Here is a 13811-nt window from a genome sequence, read left to right on the forward strand (position 1 = left end):
TAACAACAATTTTTGATCTTTACAATAGGTCTATTATTATGTCCAATTTAACGGCAATTCGTGAACATATTTTTACTTGGGGAAAACGCACCTATATCATGGGTGTTTTAAACGTTACTCCCGATAGTTTTAGTGATGGGGGAGAATTTGACACCGTTGAAAATGCCCTACTACAGGCGATGAAAATGATCGAGGCCGGGGCTGATATAATCGATGTCGGTGGTCAATCCAGCCGTCCGGGAGCGCAAGAAATTAGCCTAGAAGCAGAATTATCGCGAGTTATCCCCGTAATCACCGCTATTCGACAACAAAGTTCTATTCCTATCTCTCTCGATACCACTAGGGCGATCGTGGCGGCCGAAGGTATCGCCGCTGGGGCCGATTTGATCAATGATATTTCTGGGGGAACCTTCGATCGCCTATTATTGCCCACGGTGGCTAAATTAGCTGTTCCCATCATCCTCATGCACCTGCGGGGCAATCCGCAAACGATGCAATCCCTAACACATTATGATGATTTAGTCAAGGAAATTAAAGAATTTTTACAGAATCGCGTTAAGGAAGCTTTACAGTGGGGTATTGCTAGGGAAAATATTATCATCGATCCGGGGATTGGTTTTGCCAAAACTGGGACACAAAATCTTGAGTTATTGCGAGAATTAGGGCAATTTCGGGATTTAGATTTACCTATTTTGATTGGGTTGTCGAGAAAACGCTTTATCGGCGAGATTACAGGTAAAGATGACCCAAAAGAACGAGTTTTCGGAACGGCGGCGGCCTGTGCTATAGCGATCGCTAAAGGGGCCGATATCCTGCGCGTTCATGATGTGGCCGCAATCGTAGATGTGAGTAAAGTGGTGGACGCAATCGAGCGAAGTTGAAAATTTTTGCTAGTCTTAGAATCATCCACAGTTCGATCGAAATTAGCGATGAATAGCCAACTAACCAGCGATCATTGTATGTTACCCGTGATTCGATCTCCCCAGGATTATCAAGTTTTTCGCATTAGCGCTGGGGATACGAATCGTTTAGCGATCGTCTTTGATTCTACCGTAGCGGGGGATTCCTTGACCGTCTGTGTGGAAATTTTCGATCCCCACGGTCGCACCCCTACCCATCGTCATCATTTTGCCGTAGAAATGTTTTTTATCCTCAAAGGGGAGGGAATGGCTATCTGTGATGGTAAACCGATTCCCCTGGGGCCGGGGGATAGTTTATTAGTCCGTCCCACGGGTATTCACGAGATTAGAAATGTGGGGGACGGAAGACTTTATGCACTATGTTTTATGGTTCCCAATGAGGATTTTTCGGAATTAATTCGTAATGGTATCCCAGAGGAGTTAGACGCAGAAGATTTAGATGTATTGATAGGAACTATTAAAGGATAATCAAGCCATATTATCCCTTAAATTTCGGGCTTTTTTTTCAGAAAAAGAGCGATAAAAAAGGTAAAGGTTCCTCCCAGAAGTCCGAAGATTAGCCAATTTAATCTGGGATAGCCTTTATTGATAGCGATGACTGTAGCAATGCCACCGATGAGACAATGCCAGAAAAAAAGCAACAAGAATAAATCTAAGCTCGGAGAAATATTAGCAATTAGTTTCATATTTTATCAGTAGAGCGAATAGAATCTTTCCAATGACCGAATCCCTTGGCCGTTGTTATGTTTATTAACCTCTATAAGTATTTCTATTTTTTTGTCCAAGGCCATTTTGTTCCCATTTCGGTTAAAGCTGAAAAAACTAGATAGAGAATAAGAAGGGCAACACAAAAGAAGAAAGTCAATAAGTCGTTATTCATCGAGTTATCGCTGATAGGTTAAAGGTCACTAATTCGCTACTATCCATTCTACTTAGCAATTGCTGCTTTTCTGGACTGTTGAAACAGGATTGATTATTGTTGCTGTTGTGCCAAATAGTTAAGCACTGTTTCCAGAGTTAAGTCTAATCGTTCCGAGATTTGTTGCTGGGTTAAACCGAGGTCTTGCAGTAGCGGAATTGTTTTCAATTTTTGCAGGTTTATTCCCTGTTCAATTCCCTGTTCAATTCCCTGTTCAATTCCCCGTTCAATTCCATCTCCAAAAGCTTCTTGATAGAAACGAGTTTGTTTTAGGTCTTGTAATTCCAACATAGCTTCAATTTCCTCTCGACTGCTGCTTTTCTAGACTGTTGAAAAAGGTTTAATTATTGTTAATGTTGTGCCAAATAGTTAAGCACTGTTTCCAGAGTTAAGTCTAATCGTTCCGAGATTTGTTGCGGGGTTAAACCGAGGTCTTGCAGTAGCGGAATTGTTTTCAATTTTTGCAAGTTTATTCCCTGTTCAATTCCCTGTTCAATTCCCTGTTCAATTCCCTGTTCAATTCCCTGTTCAATTCCCCGTTCAATTCCATCTCCAAAAGCTTCTTGATAGAAACGAGTTTGTTTTAGGTCTTGTAGTTCCAACATAGCTTCAATTTCCTCTCGACTTTTTTGGGGTAACCTATAAATGATTATCGTTTCGATTAAATCAATAACATTTTTCTGTACTAAGCGATCGCTTACTTCTCTTTGAGCCTGTTTAATTAAAATCTTAGCAGAATTAACAGCTTGACTCTCACTTTGCGTAACCAATTTGATCAGAGCGATCGCCAAGGAAGGAGTCTCATCATTTGGCAATTCATCCAGATAGATTCTTTTAACCCTCGCTAGGGTTAAAAAATCTGCAAATTGCTGGGGATGTTCTCGCTCAATTTCTCGGCTAGGATAAATAACAACTATCTGCCACGGTGACAAAGGTTTATACTGTCTAAGATACAAGAAAAGTTCCGAAAATAGTCGATAATATAGGTCTTCATCCTTTTGAAACTGCACTTCTACCAGATAAAAGGGTGAATTTTCTAGATTATCGAGCGGCAAAAATAACCCATCTAATCGGAAAGCTAGTTGTTTGACTTCTTGGGAAGTAAATCGATAATTGCTAATCATAGCATCGGGTCGCTCAATTAATTCAAAGAACGAATCGGGAAAATCGAGAAACATTCGATAGAATATGCTGTCAGTTTTCATGCTGCCACAAAATTGCCTGTAATTTCCGCTTAATCTGCCAACAAAAGAGAATTAACCTATGATCATCCCATCCTTTCTGCAACCCGGTGCTAAAGTTTCTCTGGTGGCCACCAGTGGCGCCGTCAAGGAATTAGCCGCCCTAGAAAAAGGCGTAGAAATCTGGCGATCGAGGGGTTATCAAGTGGAATTTAGCGAGAATTGGTCGAATCGTCTCGGTTATCTCGCCGGTAGCGACGAGGAACGTCGTCAAGCTTTAGCCCAAGCATGGCAAGATGCCGATTGTCAAGCAATTCTCTGCGCTAGGGGGGGTTACGGTAGCGCTCGCCTCTTGGAAAATTGGACATGGGCAAAAACTAACCCGAAATGGTTAATCGGTTTTTCCGACGTGACGGGGATTTTATGGAGTTTAGCGAAACAGGGCATCTGTAGCGTTCAAGGGCCAGTTTTAACCACCTTAGCCCAAGAAAGTCCCCAATCAATCGATCGCCTCTTTTCTCTTCTGGAAGGTCGTCCTTTAGCCCCTCTTGTCGGTCAAGGTTGGGGTGGTGGCAAAGTGCGGGGACGCTTATTACCGGCTAATTTAACCGTAGCCACCCATCTCCTCGGAACCTCGGTTCAACCCACCCTAGAGGGGGTAATTTTAGCCCTAGAGGACGTAACCGAGGCCCCCTACCGGATTGATCGAATGTTAACTCAGTGGCGAATGCTGGGCATTTTCTCCCAAATTAAAGGCATTGCCCTCGGTCGTTTTAGCCGTTGTCTGGCAGCCCCCGGCAGTGATAGTCAAACCGTAGAGGAAGTCTTAAAAGAGCGTTTGGGCGATTTAGGCATTGCGGTTATTGCTGAGTTACCTTTCGGTCATGATGGCGATAATGCCGCTTTACCGGTGGGAACAATGGTAGAACTGGACGGGGATCGGGGAATCTTAGAATTTTTCTATCCCTAATGATCCACTTTTTTGGTAGTATCTTAGAGAAGTGTTAACAAATGTAACAAAAAATTAATTATAGATGAAAGTATTAGTTGTCGGTGCGACGGGAACTCTAGGGCGACAGATCGTGCGTCATGCCATCGATCAGGGACATCAAGTGCGTTGTTTGGTACGCAGTCAGAGAAAAGCCGCTTTTTTGAAGGAATGGGGCGCGGAATTAGTCGGGGGAACCCTGCGGGATAAAAGTACGGTTATTACTGCTTTAGAGGGAATGGAGGCGGTGATCGATGCCGCTACTGCCCGGGCGACGGACTCGGCCAGCATTAAACAGGTGGATTGGGATGGTAAAGTTAATCTGATTCAAGCAGCCAAAACCGCTGGAGTAGATCGCTTTATTTTCTTCTCGATTCTCAATGCCGAAAAATATCCCAACGTGCCTTTAATGGAGATAAAACGCTGTACGGAGAAATTTCTGGCAGAATCGGGTTTAAAATATACAATTCTGCGTCCCTGTGGCTTTATGCAGGGTTTAATCGGTCAATACGCCATCCCGATGTTAGATAATCAAACGGTCTGGATCACGGGAGAAAGTACAGCGATCGCCTACATGGACACCCAAGATATCGCTAAATTCGCCGTTCGCGCCCTAGAAGTCCCCGAAACCGTCGGTCAGTCCTATCCCGTGGTCGGCAGCAAAGCTTGGAAAGCTGAAGAAATTATCGAAGTTTGCGAGCGCTTATCGGGTAAAGAGGGGAAAATTTGGCGTTTACCCATGGGATTACTGCGTTTTATGCGGGGAATAACCCGTTTTTTCCAGTGGACTTATAATATATCTGACCGACTAGCTTTTGCGGAGGTTCTCGCTAGTGGTCAAGCCCTTGATGCCCCCATGGCAGAAGTTTATCAAGTATTTGGCCTTGATCCGAGTCAAACAACTACTTTAGAATCCTATTTACAAGAATACTTTAGCCGCATTCTCAAGAAGCTCAAGGAAATCGACTTCGAGAAACAAAAAGCTCAGAAGAAGAAGAAAACTCCTTTCAAAAAGAAAGCGTGAACCAGCAGTAGGAAAATTTGTCAATGCCCAAAATCGGCATTATTTACAACGATATTAAGCCTATCGCTTGTAAAACAGCCCATCAGATACAAGATCAGCTACTTTCCCTAGGTTGGCAGGTGTTTATGGCTACCGGCAGCGGTGGCCTGCTAGGCCATTCTAAACCCTCTCGTCCCGTTTGTTTTACCCCGATCGATCAGTTAGTCCCCCCCCACTTCGATCAGGATTTAAGTTTTGCGATCGTTTTGGGGGGCGATGGTACGGTTCTATCGGCAGCCCGGCAGTTGGCCACCCTCAATTTGCCCCTGTTAACGGTCAATACCGGACATATGGGCTTTTTGACCGAAATTTACCTAAATCAGCTTGAACCCGCATTAGAGCAGGTTTTAGAGGGGAACTACACCATCGAAAATCGCTCGATGATCACGGTGCGACTGTTTCGCGAAGATACTCTCCTCTGGGAGGCACTTTCTCTCAATGAGGTGGTCGTCCACCGGGAACCCCTCACCAGTATGTGTCATTTTGAGATTCAAATTGGTGAACACGCACCCGTCGATATCGCTGCCGATGGGGTGATTCTCTCCACTCCTACCGGTTCTACTGCCTATGCTCTCAGCGCCGGTGGACCAGTAATAACTCCCGATGTGCCGGTATTACAATTAGCCCCCATTTGTCCCCATTCTTTAGCTTCCAGATCCTTGGTATTTTCTGACAAGGAAACTGTGAATATTTTCCCAGCAACTGCTAATCGGATGGTGATGGTAGTGGACGGTAATGGCGGTTCTTATATCTTGCCAGAAGATCGAATTAATGTGCAGAAATCACCCCACCAAGTCCATTTTATTCGTCTGCAATCGACGGAATTCTTCCGCATCCTCCGGGAAAAATTGGGTTGGGGTTTGCCTCATATCGCTAAACCAACTTCGGTGGAATTACCTTAATCAGTTATCAGTTATCAGTTATCAGACGTGAGTTTTCAGTTCACTGATAGCTGAGTTTATGCTCTCTTTTCGTGCCAAAATAGCTTTTTATTTAGAGGATGTCACCACGGCGATCGGACTGACGGTCAATCTGCTTATCTTAGCATTAATTTTAATCTCGTTGGGGATTTATGTGGCTCAAACCTATCCCTTATCCGCCACTTGGCAAATGTGGTTACGTCAGCTTGATTGGGGAATTTTAAGCTTATTTTCCCTAGAGTATTTAATTCGGTTTTGGTGTGCGGAATCAAAACTAGGCTTTGTTTTTAATATTTTTTCCATCCTAGATTTATTGTCAATTCTCCCCCTATTTTTTGGTTTTTTTGATATTAGGTTTTTTAGAATTTTTCGCTGGTTTAGAATTTTGCGAGTGATTCGTTTTTTTGGTTCCGATCTTTCTATTTTTCAAATTAAAACTTCAGATCAGATAGTATTTACTCGCATATTACTAACTCTATTCTCGATTATTTTTGTCTATGCGGGTTTAATTTATCAGATCGAACACCCGATTAATCCTCAAGTCTTTCGAACATTTTTTGATGCTTTTTACTTCGCCGTTGTGACTATGACTACTGTGGGATTTGGGGATGTGACTCCTCTTTCTGATGGGGGCAAAATGGTGACAGTTTTAATGATTTTAACGGGAGTTTTGTTAATTCCCTTACAAATTAGCGATCTGACTAAACAACTATTAAAATCTGGCACTCAAATTGATTATCCTTGTCCAGATTGTGGTTTACCCCGTCACGATATAGATGCCAATTTTTGTAAAAACTGTGGGTCAAAATTGTTAAAAAGACCTGATTGAGGCTAATTCTGGCGAAATGGGGAAGTGGGGAAGTGGGGAAATGGGGATAATAAATAAAAGCAATCTCCTGTCTCCTGTCTGCTGTCTCCTAACGACCGACGACCGACGGAATCATGACAATTTACAATTGCTTAATAATTGTTGCCGCTGCCGTGATAATATGTCTTGTGGCTTACCTGAGCGTCATAGCTGGGAAAGCAATCCAGATATTGAGATTAGTCTATCGCTGATTTAGGTGTACCTTGTCTGACCCATCGATCGAATCTCCCCCAACCCCAGAAACCAACCCGCCGTCAGATCCGATGCGGGAATACTATCAACTACAAAACACCTTATTGATCACCACCCTGATCTTAAGCGGTCTGATCTTTATCCCCGTGTGCTTGTTTTATTCCCTCAATACCGCCCTTAATTACCTATTGGGGGCAATGGTGGGAGTTGTTTACCTAAAACTCCTGGCCGGGGAAGTGGAAAAATTGGGGGTAACGAAAAATCGCGTGGGCAAAAAAGGATTAGCCCTATTCGCTGGATTAATCATCATCGCCAGTCGTTGGCAAGAACTGCACATAGTGCCAGTTTTTTTGGGTTTTTTGACCTATAAAGGGGCGATCATCGTATATACCCTGCAAACCATCTTCAAGCTGGAGCAGAAAGCCGATTCCTAAACCCTTTGACCGTTCAAAATAACCCTGATTTGCGAACCTGAATCTCCCCAAGGTGGAAATGTTAGACAGTTTAAGTGTGCTTAATTTTTATAGTCTCGCTTCCCTGGAAGTGGGACAACACTGGTACTGGCACATCGGCGGACTAAAAATTCACGGGCAAGTGATCGCGGTCTCCTGGATCGTCTTCGCTATCTTAATCATCGCCTCGATCGCCGCTACCCGCAAGATCCAGAAAGTCCCTAGCGGTATTCAAAACCTGATGGAGTACGTTCTGGAATTTCTGCGCGATTTAGCCAAAAACCAGCTAGGAGAAAAGGAATATCGACCCTGGTTGCCCTTCATCGGCACCCTATTTTTATTTATTTTCGTTTCTAACTGGTTAGGGGCATTGATTCCTTGGAAGTTAATCGAACTGCCCGAAGGAGAATTAGCCGCCCCCACTAACGACATCAATACCACGGTGGCGTTAGCCCTACTGACTTCCCTCGCTTACTTCTACGCGGGCATCAGTAAAAAAGGACTCGGTTACTTCGCTCACTACCTAGAGCCGATTCCCGTGCTATTACCGATCAAAATTTTAGAAGACTTTACCAAACCCCTCTCCCTCAGCTTCCGTCTTTTCGGAAACATCCTCGCAGACGAGTTGGTAGTGGCCGTATTAGTCTTCCTTGTCCCCCTCGTCGTACCCCTACCCCTGATGGCTCTCGGTTTATTTACCAGCGCTATTCAGGCCCTGGTCTTCGCTACCCTTGCTGGGGCCTATATCCATGAGGCACTGGAATCGGAACACGAAGAAGAACACGCTTAAAAGCGAGGGACTAAAAAAAGAAAAATTTCTTAGGAAAAAGTGTCCAAATAATAGGATAATAACTAAGAAATTATTGGTCGAATTCAGGATGAGCAACTGAATTCCCAGATCGTTCTTTCCCAAAAACTCTTTCGGGAGTTTTGAGCAGAAAACCAGCCATTTTTTACGGCTGAGAACGCGCTCTGTAAACAACAGATTGAAATTGATTAGTAAATAGAGGAAAAAATCACCATGAACCCCACAGTAGCTGCCGCTTCCGTTATCGCCGCCGCCCTCGCCGTTGGTTTAGCCGCTATCGGCCCCGGTGTTGGTCAAGGTACTGCTTCTGGAGAAGCTGTTTCCGGTATCGCCCGTCAACCCGAAGCTGAAGGAAGAATTCGTGGTACCCTTCTCCTCAGCTTGGCATTCATGGAATCCTTAACCATCTACGGCTTGGTTATCGCTCTCGTTTTACTGTTCGCTAACCCCTTCGCCTAATTAAAAAAGCAGTGGGCTATCAGCCCCCAGTCCCCAGCTTGGCAGCAGAGTTTTCAAAACTCTAAAAAAACCCCCAAGCAGCCAACTAAAAAATCTGGTTTTTGGGACGGAAGGCTGATAGCTAGTTAAGGGAATTTTAGTGATTCCCCCTGACTGTTTATTTTTAAAGCAGGGGGATCATCTTCCTTTTTTGAACCTGTCTATAGCTTCTATTTATCAGGAATAAATCAATGTTTGATTTCGATGCCACCCTGCCAGTGATGGCACTACAGTTTATTCTTTTGGCAGTGATCCTGAACGCCGTTTTTTATAAACCCCTCAGTAAAGTCTTAGATGAACGGGCGGAGTATATTCGGCAAACGGAAGGCGGAGCCAAAGAACAACTAGCCAAAACCGAAGCATTGGTACAAGAGTACGAATTGCAACTGAGTTCGGCTCGTAAACAATCCCAAGAGATTATCGCCCAAGCGCAAGCCGAGGCCCAAAAACTAGCCAGCGAACGAGTTGCCGCAGCCCAAAAAGAAGCGATCGCTCGTAAAGAAGCCGTCGCCGCCGAAATTGCCCAACAGAAAGAAGAAGCCTTTCGTTCTCTAGAAGGACAAGTGGCCTCTCTTTCCCGTCAAATTCTCGAAAAACTCCTCGGCCCCGAACTCGTTCGCTAAACCCCAGCCCTTGGTTAATAACAGTGATCAGTAAAAAGATAGAACTCAGTCGTCAGGAGTTAGAAGACTGATAACTGATAACTCTCCAGAAACTAAAACCTAATTGGTTAAGCTAAAAGCTTTAATGTGCTTAGTTTCTAACCTTCTTTTTGGGTAGGAGAATTGCCAGAGACGGTCTTTTGCCTCTTGCCTATTGACTCTTGCCTTCAGAAACTGATAACTGAATAACCTACTCCCCGCCATCAATAATCATGATCATCCACACAGTTTTATTATTAGCCACGGAGGCGAAGGAAGCGGCAGCAGAAGGATTCGGCATCAACACCGATATCCTAGGAACTAACCTATTTAACCTCTCAATTCTGCTCGGTTTAATCATCTTCTACGGGCGCAAAGTTCTCGGACAAATACTCGGAGAACGTCAGTCGAAGATTGCTGAAGCTTTAGCCGAAGCTGAAGACCGGAAAAATATTGCCGCTAACGCCCTCGCCGAAGAACAGAAAAAACTCGCCCTGGCAAAACAAGAGGCCGAAAAAATTATCAATAACGCTCGAGATAGAGCTAAAACTGTCACCGCCGACATCGCAGCCCAAGCCGATCTGGATATTCAAAGAATGCGCGAAAGTGCCGCTAAAGATCTCTCGGCGGAACAGGATCGCGTTTTAGTAGAATTACGCCAAAGAATTACCGCTTTAGCCTTAGCTAATGTGGAATCCAAATTAAGCACCGGCCTGGAAGAATCGGTACAACAAACCCTAATTGATCGCAGTTTGGCCAACCTAGGAGGTAAATAGATGCAGGGAAGTTTAATCAGTTCAGAAATAGCCGAACCCTACGCCCAAGCATTACTTTCCGTCGCCCAAAGCAGCGGACAATTAGAAGCGATCGGCGGCGAAATTAAATCCCTCTTAGAATTGTTGGAAAATGCTCCCGATCTAAGAGCTTTTATCGGCAATCCCGTCATCAAAGAAGAAGCTAAAAAAGCCGTTCTTTCCCAAGTAATGGGGAGCAGTGCCAATCCCTATTTAACTAACTTCATGATGTTATTGGTCGATAAACGTCGGATTCAATTTTTAGAACCCGTTTGTCAACAATATCTCACCCTGGCCAGAGCGCTGACTAACACCGTTTTAGCAGAAGTTTCCTCGGCCACCGAATTGAACGATAGCCAAAAACAAATCGTCATCGACAAAGTGAAAACTCTGACCGGGGCGAACGTGGTCGAACTGAAAACCAAAGTTGATGGCAGCCTGATCGGTGGTGTGGTGATCAAAGTCGGTTCTCAAGTCTTTGATGCCAGCATTCGCGGTCAACTACAACGCCTCAGCCTCTCCCTGCGCTAAGGTCATCTAATCTCTCTTTTTTGCCGTTTTTTCACCTTCTAATTTTTTACTTTTTCCCAGATTAAACTATGGTAGCTATCAGACCCGACGAAATTAGTACAATTATTCGTCAACAGATCGAATCCTATAACCAAGAAGTACAGGTCTCCAACGTGGGAACCGTCCTGCAAGTGGGTGACGGTACTGCCCGCATCTACGGCCTACAACAGGCCATGTCGGGAGAACTCTTGGAATTTGAAGATGGAACCGTCGGCATCGCCCTTAACCTCGAAGAAGATAACGTCGGTGCGGTGTTAATGGGTGACGGTTTCGGGATTAAAGAAGGCGGTACGGTGAAAGCTACCGGTAAAATCGCTCAGGTTCCCGTGGGTGAAGCCTTAGTCGGCCGCGTGGTTGATGCTCTCGGTCGTCCCATCGACGGGAAAGGGGACATCCTCGCGAGCGAAACCCGTCTGGTGGAATCCCCCGCCCCCGGTATTGTCGCTCGTAAATCCGTCTGTGAACCGATGCAAACGGGTATTACCGCTATCGATGCTATGATTCCCGTCGGTCGCGGTCAACGGGAGTTAATTATCGGTGACAGAAAAACTGGTAAAACAGCGATCGCCATTGACACGATCATTAACCAGAAAAGCGAAGACGTGATCTGTGTCTATGTCGCCATCGGTCAAAAAGCCTCCACCGTCGCCCAAGTAATCGACACCCTCACCCAAAGAGGCGCCATGGATTACACCGTGGTGGTGGCCGCTAACGCTAACGACCCCGCCACCCTCCAGTATATCGCCCCCTACACCGGAGCTTCGATCGCCGAATACTTCATGTATAAAGGCAAAGCGACCCTAGTTATCTACGATGACCTCACCAAACAGGCTCAAGCTTATCGTCAGCTATCCCTGCTCATGCGTCGTCCTCCCGGTCGGGAAGCTTACCCCGGCGACGTTTTCTATCTCCACTCCCGTTTACTAGAGCGCGCCGCTAAACTCAGCGATGCCCTCGGTGGTGGTAGCATGACCGCCCTGCCGATTATCGAAACCCAAGCTGGTGACGTTTCTGCCTACATTCCCACCAATGTAATCTCGATTACTGACGGTCAGATATTCCTCTCCACCGACCTCTTTAACGCTGGTTTCCGTCCCGCTATTAACGCTGGTATTTCCGTATCCCGCGTGGGTTCGGCAGCTCAAACGAAAGCGATGAAGAAAGTTGCTGGTAAATTAAAACTCGAATTAGCCCAGTTTGACGAATTAGAAGCTTTTGCTCAATTCGCTTCTGACCTTGATGCGGCCACCCAAGCACAACTGTCTCGCGGTCAACGTCTGCGTCAAATCCTGAAACAGCCCCAAAACTTCCCCCTCTCCGTTTGGGAACAGGTGGCGGTGGTTTATGCCGGTTTAAACGGTTATCTCGACGATATCGCCACCGATAAAGTTATCGATTTCTGCGCCGGTTTACGGGAATACCTGAAAACCAGCAAACCTCGTTACGTTGAGATCGTCAGCACTGAAAAACAACTCAACGACGAAGCAGAAGGCCTGCTCAAAGATGGCATCAACGAGTACAAACAGGCTTTTAAATAATCTTGGTAATCAGTAAATGAGTGTTGGTAATGGGGGTTAGGTTTTAGGGGATGGGGTGTTGAGGTTTTGGGGTTTTGGGGTATTAGTTGAAATTTCCCGATCTCCCCATTTCCCCACCTCTCCATTCCCTCCTAAACCCCGACTCTTGACTGATGACTGATGACTGATAACTGATAACTGATAACTGAATTATGCCTAATCTCAAAGCGATTCGCGACCAAATTCAATCGGTCAAAAATACCAAAAAAATTACCGAGGCCATGCGCCTGGTGGCGGCAGCAAAAGTGCGCCGCGCCCAAGAACAGGTTCTCTGTACCCGTCCTTTTGCCGATGCCCTCGCTCAGGTACTCTATAATCTCCAAGGTCGTTTAGCCTTTAGTGATGTTAATTTACCCCTACTGGCCCAACGGGAAGTAAAAACCGTGGCTCTGTTAATAGTCACAGGCGATCGAGGTCTTTGTGGCGGTTATAATACTAACGTCATCCGTCGTGCCGAACAACGGATGAATGAATTAAAAGAGCAAGGGATTAACTATCAATTAGTTGTTGCGGGCCGGAAAGCAGCACAATATTTCGAGCGCCGCAATGCCCCCATTGCCGCTAAATTTATCAACCTTGAACAGATTCCCACTGCCGATGAAGCTGGTACTATTGGGGATGAATTGCTTTCCTTATTTTTATCGGAAACAGTCGATCGCGTCGAGTTAATTTATACTCGTTTTATCTCCCTGATCAGTTCCACTCCGGTGATTCAAACCCTGTTACCTTTAACTACCCAAGGTTTGGCGGTACAGGATGACGAGATTTTCCGTTTGGTGACTAAAGAGGGAAAATTTAAGGTACAACGGGAAAAAATGGCCAGCCAAGCGGCGCAGGTTTTTCCTCAAGACATGATTTTTGAGCAGAATCCCGTCCAAATCCTCGATTCTCTCCTGCCTTTGTACTTAAATAACCAATTACTGCGCGCTCTCCAGGAATCGGCGGCTAGTGAATTAGCAGCCCGGATGACGGCGATGAGCAACGCCAGCGAGAACGCCAGCGAGTTAATCGGGACTTTAAGCCGTACCTACAACAAGGCGCGTCAAGCCGCTATTACGCAAGAATTGTTAGAAGTAGTAGCGGGGGCAAACGCTCTCTAGGTTTAAGCCAGTTTTTCTTGTGATTATCAGTAGGAGTGATTATTTTCACTCCTTTTTTATATTAGCTGGCTTAATACTAAATCCAGTTATTAAAAACTGATTATCTATTCCCCTTTTTGCATGAGTGCATGAGTAGAAAACGGGTTTCTCGGAGAAACCCGTTTTCTGTGCGTTACTCAACGGATTTGGTAAGTAGGGTTTGCTGAAAAAGTCGCTCAAAGAATTATGCTATTGAGTGCCAATAATTTGTCGCCCAAGTGATAAGTTTTACTTGAGTAAAATCACTTTTAACATAATTTTTATTAAAGCGTTGCCGACAT

16 protein-coding genes and 1 pseudogene are annotated in these 13811 nt (G+C 45.1%); 14 read left to right on the forward strand and 3 right to left on the reverse strand.

Annotated elements, in window-relative coordinates; all coding sequences use genetic code 11:
* Positions 1–38: 38 nt before the first annotated feature.
* Both folP and MiAbW_RS06640 read left to right on the forward strand, forming a co-directional pair.
* A complete protein-coding gene (folP, locus tag MiAbW_RS06635) occupies positions 39–881 on the forward strand; it encodes a dihydropteroate synthase (RefSeq protein ID WP_151695452.1) in 843 nt (280 codons plus the stop codon).
* Positions 882–929: 48 nt separating this feature from the next.
* Positions 930–1388: a cupin domain-containing protein gene (locus MiAbW_RS06640; RefSeq protein ID WP_151695453.1), complete on the forward strand. Its 459-nt coding sequence runs from the start codon at positions 930–932 to the stop codon at positions 1386–1388.
* 17 nt (positions 1389–1405) lie between these two features.
* On the opposite strand, the gene MiAbW_RS06645 is transcribed toward MiAbW_RS06640, so the two are convergent.
* From MiAbW_RS06645 to MiAbW_RS06655, 3 genes and pseudogenes are all read right to left on the reverse strand, one after another.
* The gene (locus MiAbW_RS06645) at positions 1406–1606 is read right to left on the reverse strand and encodes a hypothetical protein (protein ID WP_151695454.1); all 201 of its coding nucleotides are present in this window, start codon (positions 1604–1606) and stop codon (positions 1406–1408) included.
* 287 nt (positions 1607–1893) lie between these two features.
* Positions 1894–2151: pseudogene (locus MiAbW_RS06650) on the reverse strand (Rpn family recombination-promoting nuclease/putative transposase); the annotation flags it as partial.
* Between the two features lie 38 nt (positions 2152–2189).
* The gene (locus MiAbW_RS06655) at positions 2190–3044 is read right to left on the reverse strand and encodes an Rpn family recombination-promoting nuclease/putative transposase (protein ID WP_151695456.1); all 855 of its coding nucleotides are present in this window, start codon (positions 3042–3044) and stop codon (positions 2190–2192) included.
* 58 nt (positions 3045–3102) lie between these two features.
* Here MiAbW_RS06655 and MiAbW_RS06660 point away from each other — a divergent pair, with 58 nt between their 5' ends.
* From MiAbW_RS06660 to MiAbW_RS06720, 12 genes are all read left to right on the forward strand, one after another.
* Positions 3103–3990, forward strand: a complete 888-nt coding sequence (locus tag MiAbW_RS06660) for a S66 peptidase family protein (protein WP_151695457.1) — start codon at positions 3103–3105, stop codon at positions 3988–3990.
* Between the two features lie 64 nt (positions 3991–4054).
* On the forward strand, positions 4055–5032 hold the full coding sequence (locus tag MiAbW_RS06665) for an SDR family oxidoreductase (RefSeq protein WP_151695458.1): 978 nt from the start codon (positions 4055–4057) through the stop codon (positions 5030–5032).
* 23 nt (positions 5033–5055) lie between these two features.
* The gene (locus MiAbW_RS06670) at positions 5056–5973 is read left to right on the forward strand and encodes an NAD(+) kinase (RefSeq protein WP_046663339.1); all 918 of its coding nucleotides are present in this window, start codon (positions 5056–5058) and stop codon (positions 5971–5973) included.
* Between the two features lie 58 nt (positions 5974–6031).
* Positions 6032–6820 (forward strand): ion transporter, encoded by a 789-nt coding sequence (locus MiAbW_RS06675; RefSeq protein ID WP_151695459.1) that lies wholly within the window; start codon positions 6032–6034, stop codon positions 6818–6820.
* A 302-nt stretch (positions 6821–7122) separates the two neighbouring features.
* The gene (locus MiAbW_RS06680; protein ID WP_002789747.1) at positions 7123–7485 is read left to right on the forward strand and encodes an ATP synthase subunit I; all 363 of its coding nucleotides are present in this window, start codon (positions 7123–7125) and stop codon (positions 7483–7485) included.
* A gap of 58 nt (positions 7486–7543) precedes the next feature.
* The gene (gene atpB, locus MiAbW_RS06685) at positions 7544–8293 is read left to right on the forward strand and encodes a F0F1 ATP synthase subunit A (RefSeq protein ID WP_002739857.1); all 750 of its coding nucleotides are present in this window, start codon (positions 7544–7546) and stop codon (positions 8291–8293) included.
* 231 nt (positions 8294–8524) lie between these two features.
* On the forward strand, positions 8525–8770 hold the full coding sequence (gene atpE, locus MiAbW_RS06690) for an ATP synthase F0 subunit C (RefSeq protein ID WP_002740068.1): 246 nt from the start codon (positions 8525–8527) through the stop codon (positions 8768–8770).
* A 230-nt stretch (positions 8771–9000) separates the two neighbouring features.
* Positions 9001–9432: a F0F1 ATP synthase subunit B' gene (locus MiAbW_RS06695; RefSeq protein WP_002769600.1), complete on the forward strand. Its 432-nt coding sequence runs from the start codon at positions 9001–9003 to the stop codon at positions 9430–9432.
* 251 nt (positions 9433–9683) lie between these two features.
* Entirely contained in the window at positions 9684–10226 is a 543-nt protein-coding gene (locus MiAbW_RS06700) for a F0F1 ATP synthase subunit B (protein WP_151695460.1), read from the forward strand.
* Positions 10227–10775: an ATP synthase F1 subunit delta gene (atpH, locus tag MiAbW_RS06705; protein WP_151695461.1), complete on the forward strand. Its 549-nt coding sequence runs from the start codon at positions 10227–10229 to the stop codon at positions 10773–10775.
* A 68-nt stretch (positions 10776–10843) separates the two neighbouring features.
* A complete protein-coding gene (gene atpA, locus MiAbW_RS06710) occupies positions 10844–12352 on the forward strand; it encodes a F0F1 ATP synthase subunit alpha (protein ID WP_151695462.1) in 1509 nt (502 codons plus the stop codon).
* A gap of 191 nt (positions 12353–12543) precedes the next feature.
* A complete protein-coding gene (locus MiAbW_RS06720; RefSeq protein WP_151695463.1) occupies positions 12544–13491 on the forward strand; it encodes a F0F1 ATP synthase subunit gamma in 948 nt (315 codons plus the stop codon).
* The last annotated feature ends 320 nt before the right edge of the window (positions 13492–13811 follow it).

The organism is Microcystis aeruginosa NIES-4325 (genome assembly GCF_008974145.1).
Lineage (GTDB): Bacteria > Cyanobacteriota > Cyanobacteriia > Cyanobacteriales > Microcystaceae > Microcystis > Microcystis aeruginosa_G.

Coding starts and splice junctions, on each gene's coding strand:
- folP (WP_151695452.1), top strand. CDS start 39: ATGTCCAATTTAACGGCAATTCGTGAACATATTTTTACTTGGGGAAAA.
- MiAbW_RS06640 (WP_151695453.1), top strand. CDS start 930: ATGAATAGCCAACTAACCAGCGATCATTGTATGTTACCCGTGATTCGA.
- MiAbW_RS06645 (WP_151695454.1), bottom strand. CDS start 1,606: ATGAAACTAATTGCTAATATTTCTCCGAGCTTAGATTTATTCTTGTTG.
- MiAbW_RS06655 (WP_151695456.1), bottom strand. CDS start 3,044: ATGAAAACTGACAGCATATTCTATCGAATGTTTCTCGATTTTCCCGAT.
- MiAbW_RS06660 (WP_151695457.1), top strand. CDS start 3,103: ATGATCATCCCATCCTTTCTGCAACCCGGTGCTAAAGTTTCTCTGGTG.
- MiAbW_RS06665 (WP_151695458.1), top strand. CDS start 4,055: ATGAAAGTATTAGTTGTCGGTGCGACGGGAACTCTAGGGCGACAGATC.
- MiAbW_RS06670 (WP_046663339.1), top strand. CDS start 5,056: ATGCCCAAAATCGGCATTATTTACAACGATATTAAGCCTATCGCTTGT.
- MiAbW_RS06675 (WP_151695459.1), top strand. CDS start 6,032: ATGCTCTCTTTTCGTGCCAAAATAGCTTTTTATTTAGAGGATGTCACC.
- MiAbW_RS06680 (WP_002789747.1), top strand. CDS start 7,123: ATGCGGGAATACTATCAACTACAAAACACCTTATTGATCACCACCCTG.
- atpB (WP_002739857.1), top strand. CDS start 7,544: ATGTTAGACAGTTTAAGTGTGCTTAATTTTTATAGTCTCGCTTCCCTG.
- atpE (WP_002740068.1), top strand. CDS start 8,525: ATGAACCCCACAGTAGCTGCCGCTTCCGTTATCGCCGCCGCCCTCGCC.
- MiAbW_RS06695 (WP_002769600.1), top strand. CDS start 9,001: ATGTTTGATTTCGATGCCACCCTGCCAGTGATGGCACTACAGTTTATT.
- MiAbW_RS06700 (WP_151695460.1), top strand. CDS start 9,684: ATGATCATCCACACAGTTTTATTATTAGCCACGGAGGCGAAGGAAGCG.
- atpH (WP_151695461.1), top strand. CDS start 10,227: ATGCAGGGAAGTTTAATCAGTTCAGAAATAGCCGAACCCTACGCCCAA.
- atpA (WP_151695462.1), top strand. CDS start 10,844: ATGGTAGCTATCAGACCCGACGAAATTAGTACAATTATTCGTCAACAG.
- MiAbW_RS06720 (WP_151695463.1), top strand. CDS start 12,544: ATGCCTAATCTCAAAGCGATTCGCGACCAAATTCAATCGGTCAAAAAT.